Here is an 18,167-nt window from a genome sequence, read left to right on the forward strand (position 1 = left end):
CTTATGACCTTGTCTCTGTGTCGTCCTCAACCACCAGATTGCGAATCTCGGCAATCAACGGAGAGGGCCCCCGTAATTCTACCCGTTGATGGGGTGGCAATGCCAAAGTTTCCCCGCAAATATCGGCACGAATTGGCAATTGCCGATGGCCGATGTCGAACAGCACCACCAGGGAGATGGACGCCGGGCGACCAAAATCAAACAACTCGTTCATGGCCGCGCGAATGGTACGCCCGGTCATCAACACATCATCCACCAACAAGATATGCTGGCCATCCACATCAAACGGCAGCTTGGATGGCGTCACCGTGGGCTTGAGACCACGGGTATCGAAGTCGTCCCGGTAGAACGCCGGATTCAACGACCCCAGCGGCAACGCCGTAGGCAAACGCTCATTAAGTGCCTGCGCCACCCAGGCGCCCCCGGATTCAATCCCCACCAGCAACGGCGACTTGTCCGCAAAGCGCTCATTGATGGCCACCGCCATGGCATCCAGGTGTGTCTGCAATTGTTGCTCGTCCCAGCTCAAGGCCGCTCTCCCACAATCCATAAGGCATATCCAGAGCGGTAAGAGTAGCAGAAGGCCGGGCTGCTGAGGCAATCAACGGAACAGCTGATCAAACCGTTCAGTTTTTTGCGCTGTGTCCCGGCCTGAAATACCGACAAGCTGGTCGCTGACGCATAACGCCTGTAAGTTTTGTATAAGCCGGAACCTGACGCGCTGTGCGGACTCTGAACAAGAAGGGATCGCCCGGCAACACGGGCAGCAACACCGGAAGGGAACCATCATGAAACTGCGCAACGACCCGCAACGCTTTGGCGCTATTGCGCTATTATTCCACTGGCTGGTGGCATTGGCGGTGATCGGCCTGTTTGCGCTGGGCTTTTATATGGTGGACCTGGGCTATTACGACCCCTGGTATCGCGAAGGCCCGGATCTGCATCGCAGCATCGGCATACTGCTGTTTATCGCCATGCTGCTGCGACTGGCCTGGCGCTTTATTTCACCGCCGCCGGCACCGCTGCCCACCCACAAACCCTGGGAAAGAATCAGCGCCCATCTCACTCACTGGGCGCTGTACCTGCTGCTATTTGTAGCCATGATCAGCGGCTACCTGATCAGCAGTGCCGATGGCTCTTCCGTGGATGTGTTCAACTGGTTCGCCGTTCCCTCGGTGAGCGGCCACCAGACCGGCCTGGAAGACACCGCCGGGCTGATTCATTACTGGGCCACCTGGGCCGTCATCGGCCTGGCCGGCCTGCACGCGCTGGCCGCCGTCAAACATCATCTTTTTGATCGCGACGACACCTTACGCCGCATTCTTGGCCTGGCGCCACGAGCCACAACGCAAATCCCAAACGACACTCACAACCTATCTTAATCACCTGAAACGGAGTTTGATGCTTATGTCGACGTTATTGAAAAAAGTCACGATCCCCGCCCTGGCGCTACTGCTCAGTAGCATGGCGTTCGCCGACCAGCCCGGAGGCACTTATCAGTTCGACAAAAAAGGCGCCCACCAGTTTGTCACCTTCAAAATTTCTCATCTGGGTTACAGCTGGCTGTATGGCCGCTTCAATGATTTCAACGGCACCTTCACCGTGGATGCTGAAAACCCGGAGAACAGCCAGGTAACCGCGACCATCCAGACGGCCAGCGTAGACTCCAACCACGCTGAACGTGACAAGCACCTGCGCGGTGATGATTTTCTGGACGTGGACGAATATCCAACAGCCACCTTCAAGAGCACCAGCATTGAAAAAACCGGCGAGAAAACCGCAAAAATCACCGGCGACTTCACCCTTCATGGCGTGACCAAACCGGTAACACTGGATGCCAAACTGATCGGTTACGGCGATGATCCCTGGGGCGGCTACCGCATGGGCCTGGAAGCCAGCACAACACTGACACTGGCAGACTTCGGCATCACCAAGAATTTGGGGCCGGCATCAGAAACCGTGGAAATTATTATTTCTGTGGAAGGGATCAAGCAGTAAGCTCTGCTGGTTTTCGCAGGTCGGATTAGCCACAGGCGTAATCCGACCTCCACACTTTTACGCAAGAAGAACAGAGGATGTCAGGTTACGCCTACGGCTCTTTGTGCCGGCCGGGTGGACCTGACCTACCTTTTACCACCCATTAGCCAATGGCCTCGGCATCACCCGCAAAAAAGCCTTCGGCAATAATCACCGCCGCCATGGAATCCACCCGGCTATCGGCTTTCTGAATGCCGGTACGCTCACGGGCTTCGCGGGTACTCAAACGCTCATCCACCAGCCACACTTTTTTTCCAAATCGGCCATGCAGACGATTGGCAAATTTACGCGCGCGGCCGGTGGACTCGCTATCGCTGCCATCCATGTTCAACGGCAAGCCGACAACCAGAGCTTCCGGTTCCCACTCTTTCAAAAGCGCGGCGATATCATCCCAGTTGGGTTGGGTATTCTTGCAGGGCAGGGCCTTCAAGGGCGTGGCGGTGCCCAGCAGCTCGTTGCCACTGGCCACACCGATTTTTTGTGTACCGTAGTCAAAGGCAAGAATCATAGAGGTAATAAATAGCTAATAATGAATAGTTAATAGTTGCGCGATCTCGTTGCTCTGATTTTGCAAGGTTCGTCGCCGCGCCCGGTGTTGCGACCGCGGCTTCTAACCTTGCAAGAACAAGAACTTCAACCGCGCCGCTATTAATTATTAACTATTCATTATTAATTGCCTTTCAGCTGTGCCCCGCCTGCGTGGCAATCAGACTCATATCGACACCAATGCGCGCGGCGGCAGCATGCCAGGTTTGCTCAAAGGGAGTATCAAGCACCAGCTCGCGGCTGGCAGGGGTGCTGAGCCAGGCGTTATCCACCAGCTCCTGCTCCAACTGCCCGGCATCCCAGCCCGCGTAGCCCAGACAGATCAGGGACTGCTCCGGGCCTTCACCAATGGCGATGGCTTCGAGAATGTCACGGCTGGTGGTCAGGATCAGGCCATCACTGAGGACGGTGCTGGCGTGCCAGCGGGTGGCGGCACTGTGCAGCACAAAGCCGGCTTCCTGCTGGATCGGCCCACCCGCCACCACCCGGTGCCGCTCGGACGGCGGTACTTCGATTTCAATATCCATGTCGCTGAGGATATCGCCAAGGCTGATCTGCACCGGGCGGTTGAGCGTCAGCCCCATGGCCCCCTCGCTGCTGTGCTCAACGATATAGGTAACGGAATGTTCAAAGTCCGGGTCAGCCATTTGTGGCATGGCCACCAGCAACTGGTGCTTCAAGGGTGTGTTTTCCATGGGGACAGTATCCGGGGAGGGGAGGAGCGCTGCAAGCTCAAGGAGCCCCGAGAGGACCAACCTGGGAGAATTTCGTACAGAAACAGGGGAGGGCAAGCGCTGGCAGACCAAGCCCGGCCTGATCCGGCTTCCCTCGGATCAAGCCCGACTCGCAAAGTCGGGAGCTATCGCTGATCCGCCCCACCTTTCAGGCGGGCTCAAGCTCCGACTGGCAACGGGCCTTCAAGGCGACCCGAATATCATTGGCTAAATTGATCAGGCAGCTCTCCGTACTTGACCAATCAAGGCAAGAGTCCGTTATGGAAACCCCGTGGCGAAGCTCTTCCTTGCCTTTAACGTCGAGGCTTTGATTGCCAAAGTTAAGATGGCTTTCCATCATGAAGCCAACGACGGAGCGATTACCTTGCTGAATCTGGGAGGCAATATCACTCACCACCAAGGGCTGGCGTGTGGGATCCTTCCCTGAATTGGCGTGACTGCAATCCACCATAATGGTGGGTTCCAACCCGGCATCCGCTAATACAGCCTCACACGTCCCGACACTCTGCCTGTCATAATTTGGCCCAGCATCACCACCACGCAGCACGATATGTGAATAATCATTGCCTTTGGTTTTGATAACCGCCACCTGACCCTGACCATTGATGCCAAGAAAGCGATGAGGATGCGCAGAAGACTTCAGCGCATTAACCGCCAACATCAAACTACCGTCAGTGGCATTCTTGAACCCCACCGGCGACGAGAGACCACTGGCCATTTCCCGATGGGTCTGGGATTCGGTGGTTCGCGCACCAATGGCATACCAGCTGATCAAATCAGACAGGTACTGTGGTGCTACCGGATCGAGAGCTTCTGTAGCCACAGGAACCCCCATTGAAGTGATCTCCACTAGGAGTTTTCTCGCGATCTGCAACCCTTCTTCTATCCTGAAACTGTTATCCAGATGAGGGTCATTGATAAGCCCTTTCCAACCCACAGTAGTTCGGGGCTTCTCGAAATAAACCCGCATAACAATATAGAGCGTGTCGGAAAGCTTCTCGGATATCGATTTTAATCTTTTTGCATACTCAAGTGCCGATTCCACATCATGGATAGAGCAAGGACCAACAATAGCAATGAGGCGGTGATCCTTTTTTTCAAGAATGTTCTTGATGACACGGCGACTATCGCTAACCGTTTTTGCACCCGATTCAGACACTGGCATAGATGTTTTAATTTGTTCAGGGTTGACCAGCATGAACTGAGATTCAATATTCAAATTGTCCGTATTATTGGGTTCCATTTTCAATATCCTTAAGCATCCATGCACTGATGTCAGTTCTTTACACCGTATTGGAAATCGAGATTTTTGGGGTGTACAAATGATGGCATGAAAGACAGCGCTATCATCGTCAGCATAAACCCGTAGTCATGAAGAGGAACTTCCTCAGTCATAATATCTTCAACCGCCTCATCATAATGGTGATGAGGGCCGATCATTCGGTAGCAAGACTGGTTAAAGGAATAAAACCATAACCTTACTAGTAGCCGAGGCTTGGTGATCAGTTTATGAAACGGGTAGTGGCAACCAATTTCTCTTGCAATAGAGTCCAGAAACATGATCTGAGAAGGCATGGATTCAGTATGATTCGGACTGAGGCACATCCATTGTTCTTCCCAATCCTTCTCTTTTTCAATTCGATCGCCAACGTCTTCAGGGAGGTTGATCTTATTGCTACATAAAAGGGCAAAATAGCGCGCCTGCATTTCTGAGCAAATTGGAATTCCGCCACTAATAGGACGAACAAAACCGATCATGGCCAGGCGCCCATTATGATCCGGATGAAAAGCATGCTTGTAGAGATTTCGAACGTTATTGTCTTTAATTTCCACATTGCTCAGCAACGAAAAATCTTTTTTGAACCCCGTACACAACAGAATTTTGTCAAATTTTTCCGAAGTTGAATCATTAAAGTAAACCGTGCCCCCATCAACCCTTCCAATGCCACAATCCTTAACAACAAGCTTGTTGTTAAGGATATTAGGGACAAAACTTACATTCTTTGAGAAAATAATCTTTTGAGACCAATTCCCTTTTTCATGATGGGATTTTTTATTCCATTTATTAATGAAATCCACCACCTCTTTTTCATTTTTTGTATCATAGTCAATTTTTGATGGGTCGCCATCCTGGCCCATATTATTCTTTCCAGGATCATTATTTTTTTTATCACCCATTATCTTTCTGGAAAGAAAGTTAGCCGGGATCGAGGCCAGACCATAGGCATTCACAACCCCCAGAAAAATATTCCTGAGGGCCCAACTATCCTGGCTATAGGATTTCATCTGGAATTTTATTTTCGAAGCCCTGTTCCACATTTCATAATGATGAGACCGGGTGGTTAACGTGTCCGTCGAATACTTCCCGTAGATAAGACGGGGAATAAGAAAAGTATGGGACCTGATCGAAACCACGCATTTCTGGGCAACATTGGAAACTTCTCTAAGCATATCCGCACCCGACTCAGCCAGGCCGATAGCCAAAACTTTCTTACCCTCAAAGTCTTTACTATTCCGATAAGACTTGGAGTGGACAACCTCGCCAGTGAAGCCATCAATTTCACTAATTTCAGTATTGGCCGTCTTAAACGGTCCACTGCAAATTGCAACAGCCTCAAAGCGGTGAGACGAAACTCTTTTATCCCCCACCTTTACCTTTACTATCCAGGAGCCATCACTTTCTCGGATCACTTCCTTGACGAGACTGTTGAATTTTATGTGTCTGGTAAGGCCAAATTCATCAGAATACTCTTCAAGATAACGAAGATATCCTTTATGGTCCGTAAACTTCCTGCCGTCTTTGAAAATAAAATCAGAAAAAGACATCATTTTCATAGAAACAGTAAGCATCATGTTGTCATAGGCCTTCATCTGCTGCCCATCATCACCACCTCGATACCATATGCCACCGACACTTTCGTTGGCATCAAAGCAAGTGACATCATGGCTTTCATCAAGCAATTGTTTGATTGTCGTTAACCCGGAAGGGCCAGCACCAATAACACAGACTTTCATAATAATTCCCGTTTATTCATTACGGTTAATACCAAGGCTGAAAAGCCTGATCAATTGATGGCGACAAGCCGCTGATTCGACAGAATTTGATCAATTCGGGATCTTGCCTGAACAACAATTTGCTCTCGCTCCCTCTTTGATCCGCCCGCATCAATAAGCTCGATGTTTCTAGCGCCGATAAATTTGCAAACAAAGCTGAAGTAAGAGCTTGCAAAGTCTTTTTCTCCACCTACCGGAGTGCCTCCCGAAGAAGTCACAATGTAGACATTACGGAGATTGTCACAAAGCCCAACCGCGCTCCCCGACTCGTACTTGAATGTCACACCGGGTTGGAGCACATAGTCGACCCACTGTTTCAAAACAGCAGGAACCGTAAAGTTATAGATTGGCACCCCCACCACAAGCGAAGTCGCGCTACGGAGCTCCTCGATGAACTGGTCAGCAAAAAAGTGATGCCTGACCAGACTAGGCCGATCAATACGCTTCCCGTTATGCAGATCAATCAAGTCTTGTCCAGAAAGAGAAGGAAAGGAGGTGTTCCCTAAATCACGATCAGTAATCGATTCACCCAGACCTTCAGCAAGATAACGAGTCAGTTCCCTGCTTATCGACAACTCGTTTCTGGCACTACAATCCATAAGCAGTGTGCTCATCAGGATTCACTTCCTTGTTTTCAAGTTTCGCGGATACCCTGCCAAGACATAAAAATGGCAAAACAAAGCCATAACAGCCATTACCATCCGCTATTAAGAGAAATTTATTCTGACGCCCCCCTCACATAAACCAATGGGTGAGAGGCTGGATACTCAGGGTAACGTAAAGAAGTTCATTGCATCGTCATGCTGAACAAAATCAGCTTCCCATTTGTTATAGGGGAAAAAGACAACCAGCTCGATGGGCTCTTCTTTAAGATTCATGAAGGCATGGGGAACCATGGGCGGGATATTAATCACGTAGGGCCCTTCAACTTCAAAGACCTCATTTCCCAATTGGTATCTGACTTTCCCATTTTCTTTGAGAACATGGGTTTCTTCACTTTCATGGGTATGCAGTGGCGCGCCGCCACCTTGCTGGGTATAGGTAATGCCCACAGTGGTTGACTGGAAGCCGTGACGCTTGCCTTCCATTATTCGCACCCATTCACCAGGAGCCGGGTTAATGTTGACGAATTCATCCTCAGTTGTGACGTAATCTTCAACCGTGTTCATGGCAGGTAAATAGTAGTAGGCCGGTAAAAGATGCCGCTCCAGCGGAATAGTCTGATACTCACTGGCCGCATGAAGACGAGCTATCTCCCGGTCCGGGATAATATCCTGGATAAGTTCACCGCTTTCCGTGACAAAATCGTTATCAAGCGCATCTGCGGGGGTATACGTCACAGTGATATCAGGCTCATGATTTTCACTGCCATCCCCACCTCCGCCGTGACCATGACCATGACCATGTCCGTGACCTCGGCCTCGACCGCGTCCTTTGTTTTTTTGCCAGTACCAGTCCTGCTTAAGCTGACCGGAAGCATCAACTCGCTGGCTTGAAAAGTCATGGGCCTTGAGGTCCAACGGCATCCACGCCATCCCGATTACCAAAATCCCTATGCTTACTTTGCTGCGCATTTCCATTGCAAACCCCTGTTAGTTAAAAGCCCAGACATTGAGACGATCAAGATCTAATCTATAAGGTGAAACGTTAAGTATGGTAATGAACTCAATATTATCCATCCGGAAGCGGCGATCTTTAGCTTGTGTGCTCCGAGCCACACCGCCAGATGTCGAGCGAGAAAGCCCCCTATCAACGCGCCTGGAGCAGCGAAAACCAGGACATCGAGACTGATCGCTTGCTTAGAAATAAAGTAGGGAACTGCCGCAAGAACGCTAACCGCACTTACACATACCGCCACGGCGACGGCCACATTAAGACGCACACCAATAATGATGAGGAAAATCAGCAGCAACTCCCCGACACCCACTGATATCCATGCTGTAATTACACCTCCGAAAAAGCTAACCAGAACAAGCCCCATCAGCTCCAATCTTGAAAGCGCACTTTCCCTTCCTTTCAATTCAACAGTAACTTTTAGTGTTCTCGCCAGAATGTATGAACCGACAAACAAAGAAAAAACGGAGAAAAGGAGTTCTATGTCTATATATGGATCGGGCAATAGACGTAGCGTCAGAAGAATACCCGCACAAGATGAGAGTAAAGCGACCAGAAGAACTGGATAAAACCCTTTCCACTGATTAGGAAAATCTACCTTTTCACTATTCTGATACTGAACCCAAGCCAAGGCGCCGGAGCTCATTCCAAAACACTGTATCGCAATGCTCGTGGACAACGATTCAAGCGGGGAAAACCCTTGACTGATAAATATCGGCAGAAAGACAATTCCACCTCCAGCGCCTGTAGAGCTGGCAATGGTCGCACCAACAATACCCATTAAGAAGAACAATAAAGCACGACCGGTCATGAAGGGTTCATCTGCTGGCAGTTGACTCAGCATGGACTCACCAAGACTAAAAAGAATGACACAGCTAAGCATATAAAAAACGATACGCATTACTGTCAAATTCCCAATATTGGGAATAATAAGGACACTTTTCCTTATGTCAGCGACTCGAATATTCATCACAGAAGCTTCTGTTGAGCAAAACCGTTAATCGAGTCCAGCGCATGGGCCAAACGCATCCTGAAGCCAATCTTTACCACATTGTTGAACTTGCTCACGGGCAACTGCTTTATTATTTTGTGTGCCTCTCTTTTCTTGCTTCCTGGGCCGACCAACCGATACTGAGTAGCCTGAGTCGGACCATACATAATAGTTAGCCAGATAAGCGGGTGGCGCCTAAAATATTCCTTTAACGGTGGCTTGCAGCCGATGATGTCGGCAAGGCCATCCATGTACCTGAAGTAATCCACCAGGCTCCGGATCCGTTTTGCGTTTTTGCCAAACTGCGCTGTGTTGTCCTCATAGTCCTGCTTTATTGATTCCGTCATAGCCGCTTCGTCAGGCAGCTTCAGCCGACCCGCACAAAGCAGTGCAAAATACCGCGCCTGCATCTCCATTATTGGAAACTGGCTTCCAAAGCCAGGCCTGGCGACGCCGATCCAGCACAGTAACTCACCCATATCTTTATGGATCATATGCTTGTAAAGATGCCTGGGGTCGCACTGACGGTATTCTTCAGGCATGAAATTGGTGATGTTTTTATAGCCTGTCGAAAAGACAACAGCATCAATATCATCCAGTCTCATCCCATCAGCACAAACCAGATGTTTACCGCCTTCTTCAACCTCCGTGACTTCCCCAACAACTTTACAGTTGTAATGAGCTATCGCCTCCGCGAGCGCTATGGTCTTTGTTCCATAAGTACTCCATATTCCTTTTGGGTCGGGAATACGGCTATTGAGCATCGCAACAGCATCGAAAAGAGGGTCATTTTTTGATTTTTCAATTTCAATTGAACGCCGAGTAAAATAAGCCCCATAGTGACGAGGAAGATCCCATACACCTCTGTGCGTTGAAATATCAGTGGCATACTTTCCACGTTTTCGAGGCACGACCCAGCCGGCACTTTCCCTTAAGCTTATCCAGCACTGATCAGCAACCTGAGAAATCTCTAGAGCAATATCTGAAGCTGACTCCCCGCCCCCAACCACCAGGACCCTTTTCCCGGCATACTGACTTGCGTTTTTATATTTCTTTGAATGCGAATAATCGATATCAGTTAATTTTTCAGCCCAACCAGGATAACTTTCAGCGCTATTGTTTCCGGTAGCCAGAACAATCCGCCTGGCCAGGAACGCCTGGAAATTCGTTTCCAGAACCCATTGCCCCTCACCCTTGCGGCTTACCTTGGTCACTTTGGTATCAAAGAGTATTTTTTGAGTTACATCAAATCGATCCGCATATCGTTTCCAGTAAGACACGGCCTCTTCTTTTGACCAGAAATGGTTTTCTTCTCCTGGCTTGTTAAGAAAATCAGAGAACATACTGAAGGTTGCCGAAGACGTTAGTTCAAGATTGTCATACCCTTTTGCGAAAACCCCACCAATGCCACAGGACTGTTCCAGGCAGAGCACGTTGTCGAATCCGTTCTCCAACAACTCTTTCGTGGCAACGATGCCACCAGGGCCAGCACCAACAACAATACACTCATAGATATTGTCTGAAGATTCCATATTCATTCTTCCCATAATGAACACAAACCGCCTAGCCGGCAGCAGTCGATAACTAACTAACAAAAAGAGACGAAGAGAACTTCTCTGTGATGATCATTGATTTTTCACCGCAGGAATAAACACTATATGTTCGGGACAGCAATTCACTGTCGACTGGAACCGAAAGGTACCCAGATATCTCAACGTTGGAATTTTCACTTTCTGCGGAAAAGTCTGTTTTATATGTTTCAAGTTTATGCTTCGACCAAAGCTTTCCAATTGGTGTTTTCGAATCAATTAATTCATTACGAAAACATTCCGGAAGCCTATCAATGAGTATTGTTGACTCAGCATATATATAGTTTTTATCTGTATACTTCCCTTTAAGAATTATTTTTCTTATCAATACAGGGCCTTCACTCTGGTATACACCGGGAGCATGTGATGCGGGAACCTCATCATGGTTATTGATAACCGCCTGATACAATTTCTCAATTACAATCGGCTCGCGAGAAAGATGTTCGAGAAGCTCAGTCACCGTGCCATCAGTCATCAACAGTATTTTCTGAAGGTGGCTTAACTTGTTTTTGTTAATGTTTTTATTGATCAACAGCTTATCAGGGTAATAGTCCGCATTAGCAATTTCCTGGCCACCACATTCAAGACTTGAACGATAGTGGCTATAACCACTTCCTTCCTTATCGGCATCCATTTTCCGCTCCTGACGTCCCTTCTCTTTTCTTTATTTTTACTTGGCACCCATCAAGGTCGCTGCTTTTTTCTCGACCTTGTCCAGACTTTCACGATCAAATCCCGCGACTTTCTTGTAATCTTTAAGAATGAACTGCAGCTCCTCATGAGCGATGACATCATCAATGTGATCAAAACCAAGTGGAGCTCTTTGCTCAACAAGATCAATACATCGCTCGGGCCCTGCCCGTCGGTTTTTCATGACGATTTCAGATGTCGCAGGCCTTCTCTCTTGATCGTACCGATCAAGCGCCAAGCCGATGCCGGGCTCACTCATGAGTGACTGCGACAACGATTCAGCATCCAGAATCGCTTGCGAGGCGCCATTGGAGCCAGAGGGGTACATTGGATGAGCGGCATCACCAAGCAAGGTGACGTTATTCAGATTCCAGGAAGGAAGGGGGTCACGATCTACCTGAGGGTATTTGTATATCACTTCGGCATTAGCGATCAGCTCAGATGCCATCAGAAAATCAAACTTTCGGAAATCTTCTGGTATCTCGCTATCTTCAGCCTTGTGTATCCAGTCCTGGCGCGGCATTTCCTGTGCTGAAGCGGTCTTGTATTTAGCAACCCAGTTCACCAGATAACGGCCATCCCCTCCCTTCTCAATGGGGTACATAACCATTCTGTGCTCGGATTTTCCGGCAATTATCATGGATTCAAAGATCGTGTTGGCCGGCATATAGGACACCGCCCGCCACATTGTAATCCCGTCCCATTTGGGATCACCTTCATTGGGATACATCCCTTTTCTTATTGCAGAATGAATCCCATCACAGCCAATCAGTAAATCAAATTCTTCCTGGCCATTCTCAAAGTAGACCTGGGCAGGCGCCCCTGGGGTAGACGAAAACCCCGTACAACGGCGACCTGTCTTGATTCTATCTATACCTAATCGCTCGACTACGGCCGCGTGCAGTATCTGTATTAATTGGGATCTATGGATGGATATCTGAGGCCAACGGTAGCCTGCGTTTATCCCTCTCTCATCTGAAAGGATCAACTGCCCCCATTGGGTGTAATAACTCAGGGTGCCCGTTTCCACGCTGGCCGCCACAAGCGGGGCCAGTAAACCAAGCCCGCTCATAACCTGCATGGCATGAGGAAGAATATTAATGCCTACACCGAGATCGCTTATCTCTTCTGCCGCTTCGTAGATCTGTATGTCTCTGTAGCCCTTATCTATCAGAGACAACGCCAGCGTCAGCCCTCCTACACCGGCCCCCACAATACCAATTCTCATTATCCTAGTTCCTTTAGGAGTCCAACCAAAAACAAACAAGAACGATCATTCCAGTATTGGGCAACAAACTACATAAGCAAAATTTCTTTTGCAACAGAGAATTTAAATATATGAGCACCCGTAGGTTTTCTTGCACCATCCCTGTGCTACCTGAAGTTTTGCGCCCTTTCCTGGGCACTCTATCTGGCCGGACAACCTTTCTTGCTCAATAAAAGGCACATTCGTACCAAAGAAAAATCTGAATAATATTCAGAATATAGACAGCCCCGAAAGCAGCCCGAGGCCAGCGCAACTATTACCTGAATGCCCACTATTTGCACCTTCTGTGATCATTAATGGGATCCTATTCGCACTTCCCCTGTATTCCTTTACACACTAAACAGGCGCTTTTTGACCCGCCAAATAACGTCATGATAACTTTCAGGAACGACCATTCCCGAATAAGGGCAATGGTCTACATTAAATACACAAACCAAGGAAAAAGGATGAATGACCTGAAAGGAAAGAAGGCTGTCATTACGGGCGGCAACAGCGGCATTGGCTTTGCCACTGCCAAAAAGTTTGCTGAACTCGGCGCGCAAGTAATGATCACCGGCCGGTCAGCTGACAAGGTGTCTTCTGCTGCTGAATCTCTCTCTGTTACCGGTGCTGTTGCTGACGTTCAGGACCTGTCCCAGATCGATAATCTGGTCGATCAAATCAAGAGGGAATTTGGCACGATCGACATTCTGTTTGTTAATGCCGGCATCTTCGCACCGGCACCAATAGGTCAGATTTCGGAAGAAATGTTTGACCAACAAATGGGGATTAACTTTAAAGGCGCCATCTTCACCATTGAGAAGCTCCTTCCCGTTCTCAATGAAGGGGCGTCAATCATTAATTTGTCATCGATCAATGCCTATACCGGGATGCCCATGACCGCTGTTTATGCGGCCTCAAAAGCAGCACTCAATGCTTACACTCGAACAGCAGCCACAGAGCTTGCACCCAGAAAAATCCGTGTCAATGCTGTCAATCCTGGCCCGACTGAAACCCCGATTTTCGAAAAGACAGGCATGTCACAGGATGAGCTTGGCGGCTTTGCCCAGGCACTCCAGGCGAACATTCCCCTCAAGCGCTTTGCGCAGCCCGACGAGATAGCCAGCCTGGTTTCCTATCTGGCTTCTGACGACGCGGCCTTTGTCACCGGCGCTGAATTCAACATTGACGGCGGCGCCAATATCAATCCGATTCTGGCCGGCTAGCAAATTCGTCAGACTTTTAGTTCTCATTGAGAAAACGCTATGCATGGCCACTCCCACATGCATAGCTCTCGCATATACATTACGGACACAAAGAAAAGGGATGTGCCGTATTCTGGCGAGAGAGGAAAGAGTAAAACGGGGATCGGCGCTATCTAGACCGCATCATTGATGCAATGGCGCATGCGTCATGCAGAGTTTCTTTGAACAAAGGGTTCTGGAAATTTCGTGCGGAAAAGCCAACAAAATGGCTTCGCTTTCTTACTATCCCCACCGGGACACCCAGGCAAATTTGTCGGCTCAGGCAACGAACATCAATCCAGCAAGCCAACAATTTGATCAATTTGGGCCATCAACTTTTTCGGGCTTTTCTCCAGCTTGGCAATCACATTGAGCCCTGAAAAAACGGTATATATCAAACCCGACAGGGTTTTAATGTCTTTATTCGGCGGTATTTCACCTGTCGCCTGACCTTTCTGCAGAAATTCGAAAAACACTTTCTCAAAAGACGCTCTATTTTTTGAAAGCGCCTTCAGCATTTCGTCATCCCCCGGTACAAGCTCTGTGGTTGAATTGACCACAAAACAACCTTTCTTGTCTGCATCACTAATTGTGCAGTGGATAGATGACTCAAGCAGGTTTCTTATTCCTGTCTTGACGCTTTTCTCATTACTTAACAGGGCCTTAACTCCCTCCCTGTTAGTGCGGCAGTAATTACCCAGAGCCTGGTCAAAAAGCCCCTGTTTGCTACCAAACGACTCATAAAGACTAGAACGGCTCAGCCCGACGTTCTGAACAATATCTTGCATGCTGGTGGCGTGAAACCCCTGCTTCCAGAACAGGTTCATTGCACGCTCCAGAACATCGTCTTTATTGAAGCTCTTTTTTCTTGCCATAGGTATCGCTTAAAGCACGGTTAAGGTATCTATCTTGCCAAGGAAAGCCTGGATAACTCATCTTCCCACGCGAACGATGGCCAGCAAGGCTGCCAGGAGAGCATCACATTGCATACCTGACGCCTCTTCGCTGCATATTAAAACATGCCCGTCGCACAGACCTTTAATACAGCATACCTGCTTCGCTCTCGGCAAACTGTATAACATCATCAACCATATAGTCTGCTTCTATCATTGGAAAAACGCCGGCAATGCCTCTGACTCGAAGCTGCCCACTGATGATTTATATTCGCCTTTGTGGTGTTTCTTTCAGGGCACCTTCCGAACATTTTCTTACCGCACTAACGCTATAATAACTGGCACGCCAACCCCCTCCGCCTTCAATCGTGAAGCAGGAAAATTGACGCCGCCAGCGCGATACTCATTGGTGGCACGCAGACCGGATGGAGAAGGGAAGGGCTTGGACAGGCATGATGCCTGCACGCTACCGGGACGATACTTGCTTGTTCCTGTCGAACTTCCAGGTGCGGATAATTTCCAGCACATCCATGTTCCGGCGCATTTCCGCTGTAAACGCATCGAACGGAGCCGCCAGACGCACACTCTGGATCGCGGCCTGATCAAGGAATTTATGGCCGGAGGACTTGAGCAGCCGCACTTCTTTCAGTGAGCCGTCTTTCTGAATCGCTACCATCAGGCGCACAGAACCATAGGTATTACTGTTCAGGGCCCGGGCGGGGAAGTTGCGGGTACCCATGTCTTCCACCTTGCGGCGAAAGCCATCGATGTAGACCGCTTCGAAGTGCGCCTTGGCGGACACCGAGGTTAAGCGCCGTACCCGCGGACGCTTGGCATAGGCCTGCTTCTGTTCGTCCAGACGCGCCTGCAGGCTGGCGATCTGCTGGCTCAGGTCCTGCAGGTTTTCCTGCTTGGCCACTTTCAGGGGCTTGGGTTCGGTCTTTTCTTTCTGGTCAGCGTTAACCTTGTGCTCACTGTCGCGGGCGGTGGTGATTACCAGTTGCTGGCTGACCCGCTCCCGGCGCTCGCGGGTGGTTTTTTCCTTGAGCTGCACGTTTTCCAGTTTACTGTCGGCAAAATCTGCCTGTTCCGTGGTGGTGAGCTCCTGTTTGTCGGCCTGATCACCGGAGCCTTCCTGATTACTCTGGGCAATGAAGTCCGCTTCTTCCGGCTCACTGTCGCTGCGATGCTGGGCCAGAGTCACTTCCAGGGTATGCGGGGCCGCACGCTGCAATTCCGGCGCAAAGCTCACCCCGAAAATCAGGATGCCATGGAACGCCACCGCCAGAAAAACGGTGAAGGTGAGACGGTCAGAGGCGGTAACAGATGCCGGATTTGATGCCATGTTATTGTTTTCGCTACTACTTTTAAGCGGCCTCAGTCAGCCATTGAATTCAGCCATGGCGGACAGCGCCCGCCGCAACAGAAGGTCGGCCAGTGTGCCCCGCAGCGGCCGCCGGGTCTATGACGACGGCCGCAACTCCAGCAGGATGTCAAACAGCTGCCCGGCGATATTGATGTCAAAAATCGCATCAAGCTCGCGGATACAGGTGGGGCTGGTCACGTTGATTTCGGTGAGATAATCGCCGATCACATCCAGCCCGACAAAGTATAGCCCCTTACGTTTCAGGGTTGGCCCCACTTGCTCGCAGATCCAGCGGTCCCGATCACTCAGCTCCCGGCCCTGGCCGGTGCCACCCGCCGCCAGATTGCCGCGCAGCTCGCCTTCCTTGGGAATGCGCGCCAGCGCATAGGGCACCGGTTCGCCGTTGATCATCAAAATACGCTTGTCGCCTTCGGTGATCTCCGGCACAAAGCGTTGGGCCATGATCGGTGTCTTGCCGTGCTGGGTGAGCACTTCGATCACCACCGAGATGTTGGGGCTGTCCTTGCGTACCCGGAAAATATTACTGCCACCCATGCCGTCCAGCGGCTTCATCACGGTGTCACCAAACTCCTGTACAAAGTTGCGCAGCAGGGTGGACTGGCTGGACACCAGGGTGGGCGCACAGCACTGCGGGAAGTCGGTGGCGAACAGCTTTTCATTACTGTCGCGCACACTGCCCGGGCGATTGACCACCAGCACCCCTTCACGCTCCACTTTCTCGAGCAGGTAGGTCGCGTAGATGTATTCCGCATTAAAGGGCGGGTCCTGGCGCATCAGGATAATGTCCAGATCGGCCAGGTCGTGATTCACGGCGTCGGCCAGACGGTACCAATCGTCGTTATTGTCGGTGACAGACAGTGCCCGGGTAGTGGCAAAGGTGCGACCATCGCGGACATAAAGGTCCCCCGGCTCCATGTAGAGCAGGGACCAGCCGCGCCGCTGCGCTTCCAGCAGCATGGCAAAGGTGCTGTCTTTCCAGGGTTTGATTTTGGCGATGGGGTCCATCACCACACCAACACGCAGGCTCATGAAGTCTCCGTTCTACAGGGCGCGGGCAGCCTGACAGCTGCGCGCGGGGGATTTGGTACGGGCATTGCGTATACCAACAATGACCGAAGCAATGTTAGCAGCGCACAGGCAGGTTCGCTATGCGCGGAGAAGCTTATTCAACGCCCCGTCTGAGGGACATTTTCTCAAGTTTCATAGGGTCTTATAGATTGATTGTAGAATCTGTGTTAAAAACTTCGCTTGGGCTGACACCGCCACAGGCCCCGCCCAACGAATTACTAGAAAGGCCAAAAATTACAATAAGTTGCGGCCAATTACGGTTCACGGTTAAAGGCAGTTTCCATGACTGACAATTTCCAAGACCTCAAGGTGATGGTAATCGACGATTCCAAGACGATTCGTCGTACCGCCGAAACCTTGTTGAAGAAAGCGGGTTGTGAAGTAATCACGGCCACCGATGGCTTCGATGCCTTGGCCAAAATCGCCGACAGCAAGCCCAATATCATTTTCGTCGATATCATGATGCCGCGTCTCGATGGCTATCAGACCTGCGCGCTGATCAAAAATAACAGCGCCTTCAAGGCAACCCCGGTGATCATGCTGTCGTCCAAGGATGGCCTGTTTGACAAGGCCAAGGGGCGCATTGTCGGTTCCGATGAGTACCTGACCAAGCCGTTCTCCAAGGACGAGCTTCTGGGTGCGATTCGTCAGCATATCAACGGTTAAGCGGCATCGCCGCTGAACCTGAAGAGGGTAAGATGGCACGTATTCTGATTGTGGATGACTCGCCCACCGAGACATACAAGTTGCGCGAGATTCTGGAAAAACATGGCCACGAGGTAATCGAGGCCGCCAATGGAGCCGATGGTGTTGCCACGGCGCGTTCCGAGCTTCCCGAGCTGGTTCTGATGGATGTAGTGATGCCTGGCCTGAATGGCTTCCAGGCCACCCGCCAGCTCACCAAAGGGGCGGACACCGCCCATATTCCGATCGTTATCGTCACCACCAAGGATCAGGAAACCGACCGCGTCTGGGGCAAACGCCAGGGCGCCCGGGACTACCTGACCAAGCCGGTGGACGAAGACGTGCTCCTGCAAACCGTCGACCGCATGCTGGCCGACGCCTGAAGGAGCC

At 50.3% G+C, this 18,167-nt stretch carries 19 protein-coding genes; 5 read left to right on the forward strand and 14 right to left on the reverse strand.

Annotated features, from left to right (window positions below; all coding sequences use genetic code 11):
• Position 1: 1 nt before the first annotated feature.
• Positions 2-550, reverse strand: coding sequence for a bifunctional pyr operon transcriptional regulator/uracil phosphoribosyltransferase PyrR (gene pyrR, locus CL546_RS07840; RefSeq protein WP_463671036.1), 549 nt, complete (start codon positions 548-550; stop codon positions 2-4).
• A 238-nt stretch (positions 551-788) separates the two neighbouring features.
• Between pyrR and CL546_RS07845 the strand changes: the two genes are divergently transcribed.
• On the forward strand, positions 789-1,382 hold the full coding sequence (locus CL546_RS07845; RefSeq protein ID WP_290494015.1) for a cytochrome b: 594 nt from the start codon (positions 789-791) through the stop codon (positions 1,380-1,382).
• A 25-nt stretch (positions 1,383-1,407) separates the two neighbouring features.
• Positions 1,408-1,998, forward strand: coding sequence for a YceI family protein (locus CL546_RS07850; protein ID WP_290494016.1), 591 nt, complete (start codon positions 1,408-1,410; stop codon positions 1,996-1,998).
• 142 nt (positions 1,999-2,140) lie between these two features.
• Here CL546_RS07850 and ruvX read toward each other — a convergent pair whose 3' ends face one another.
• The 10 genes from ruvX to CL546_RS07900 form a co-directional block, all read right to left on the reverse strand.
• A complete protein-coding gene (gene ruvX / locus CL546_RS07855) occupies positions 2,141-2,545 on the reverse strand; it encodes a Holliday junction resolvase RuvX (RefSeq protein WP_290494017.1) in 405 nt (134 codons plus the stop codon).
• A gap of 172 nt (positions 2,546-2,717) precedes the next feature.
• Positions 2,718-3,278 carry a YqgE/AlgH family protein gene (locus tag CL546_RS07860; protein ID WP_290494018.1) on the reverse strand — a complete coding sequence of 187 codons (561 nt, stop codon included), beginning with the start codon at positions 3,276-3,278 and terminating at the stop codon, positions 2,718-2,720.
• Positions 3,279-3,465: 187 nt separating this feature from the next.
• Positions 3,466-4,560 carry a 3-deoxy-7-phosphoheptulonate synthase gene (locus CL546_RS07865; RefSeq protein ID WP_290494019.1) on the reverse strand — a complete coding sequence of 365 codons (1,095 nt, stop codon included), beginning with the start codon at positions 4,558-4,560 and terminating at the stop codon, positions 3,466-3,468.
• A 32-nt stretch (positions 4,561-4,592) separates the two neighbouring features.
• The gene (locus CL546_RS07870) at positions 4,593-6,332 is read right to left on the reverse strand and encodes a flavin-containing monooxygenase (RefSeq protein WP_290494020.1); all 1,740 of its coding nucleotides are present in this window, start codon (positions 6,330-6,332) and stop codon (positions 4,593-4,595) included.
• Between the two features lie 50 nt (positions 6,333-6,382).
• Positions 6,383-6,985: an FMN-dependent NADH-azoreductase gene (locus tag CL546_RS07875; protein ID WP_290494021.1), complete on the reverse strand. Its 603-nt coding sequence runs from the start codon at positions 6,983-6,985 to the stop codon at positions 6,383-6,385.
• A gap of 153 nt (positions 6,986-7,138) precedes the next feature.
• Positions 7,139-7,951 (reverse strand): cupin domain-containing protein, encoded by an 813-nt coding sequence (locus CL546_RS07880; protein WP_290494022.1) that lies wholly within the window; start codon positions 7,949-7,951, stop codon positions 7,139-7,141.
• A 47-nt stretch (positions 7,952-7,998) separates the two neighbouring features.
• Entirely contained in the window at positions 7,999-8,955 is a 957-nt protein-coding gene (locus CL546_RS07885) for a sulfite exporter TauE/SafE family protein (RefSeq protein ID WP_290494023.1), read from the reverse strand.
• Positions 8,955-10,508, reverse strand: a complete 1,554-nt coding sequence (locus CL546_RS07890) for a flavin-containing monooxygenase (RefSeq protein ID WP_290494024.1) — start codon at positions 10,506-10,508, stop codon at positions 8,955-8,957. Before CL546_RS07890 ends, CL546_RS07885 begins: the two co-directional genes overlap by 1 nt.
• A 52-nt stretch (positions 10,509-10,560) precedes the next feature.
• A complete protein-coding gene (locus CL546_RS07895) occupies positions 10,561-11,199 on the reverse strand; it encodes a chorismate--pyruvate lyase family protein (protein ID WP_290494025.1) in 639 nt (212 codons plus the stop codon).
• 36 nt (positions 11,200-11,235) lie between these two features.
• Positions 11,236-12,483: an FAD-dependent monooxygenase gene (locus CL546_RS07900; protein ID WP_290494026.1), complete on the reverse strand. Its 1,248-nt coding sequence runs from the start codon at positions 12,481-12,483 to the stop codon at positions 11,236-11,238.
• Positions 12,484-12,968: 485 nt separating this feature from the next.
• Between CL546_RS07900 and CL546_RS07905 the strand changes: the two genes are divergently transcribed.
• Positions 12,969-13,727 carry an SDR family NAD(P)-dependent oxidoreductase gene (locus CL546_RS07905; protein ID WP_290494027.1) on the forward strand — a complete coding sequence of 253 codons (759 nt, stop codon included), beginning with the start codon at positions 12,969-12,971 and terminating at the stop codon, positions 13,725-13,727.
• 311 nt (positions 13,728-14,038) lie between these two features.
• On the opposite strand, the gene CL546_RS07910 is transcribed toward CL546_RS07905, so the two are convergent.
• From CL546_RS07910 to gshB, 3 genes are all read right to left on the reverse strand, one after another.
• On the reverse strand, positions 14,039-14,620 hold the full coding sequence (locus CL546_RS07910) for a TetR/AcrR family transcriptional regulator (RefSeq protein WP_290494028.1): 582 nt from the start codon (positions 14,618-14,620) through the stop codon (positions 14,039-14,041).
• Positions 14,621-15,104: 484 nt separating this feature from the next.
• Complete coding sequence (locus tag CL546_RS07915; protein ID WP_290494029.1) at positions 15,105-15,983, reverse strand: energy transducer TonB; 879 nt, start codon at positions 15,981-15,983, stop codon at positions 15,105-15,107.
• Between the two features lie 117 nt (positions 15,984-16,100).
• A complete protein-coding gene (gene gshB, locus CL546_RS07920) occupies positions 16,101-17,054 on the reverse strand; it encodes a glutathione synthase (protein WP_290494030.1) in 954 nt (317 codons plus the stop codon).
• A 321-nt stretch (positions 17,055-17,375) separates the two neighbouring features.
• On the opposite strand from gshB, the gene pilG reads away from it, so the two are divergent.
• Both pilG and pilH read left to right on the forward strand, forming a co-directional pair.
• Positions 17,376-17,759, forward strand: coding sequence for a twitching motility response regulator PilG (pilG, locus tag CL546_RS07925; protein ID WP_007148837.1), 384 nt, complete (start codon positions 17,376-17,378; stop codon positions 17,757-17,759).
• Between the two features lie 32 nt (positions 17,760-17,791).
• The gene (pilH, locus tag CL546_RS07930) at positions 17,792-18,160 is read left to right on the forward strand and encodes a twitching motility response regulator PilH (RefSeq protein ID WP_007151610.1); all 369 of its coding nucleotides are present in this window, start codon (positions 17,792-17,794) and stop codon (positions 18,158-18,160) included.
• The last annotated feature ends 7 nt before the right edge of the window (positions 18,161-18,167 follow it).

The organism is Alcanivorax sp. (genome assembly GCF_002726155.1).
Taxonomy (GTDB): Bacteria; Pseudomonadota; Gammaproteobacteria; order Pseudomonadales; family Alcanivoracaceae; genus Alcanivorax.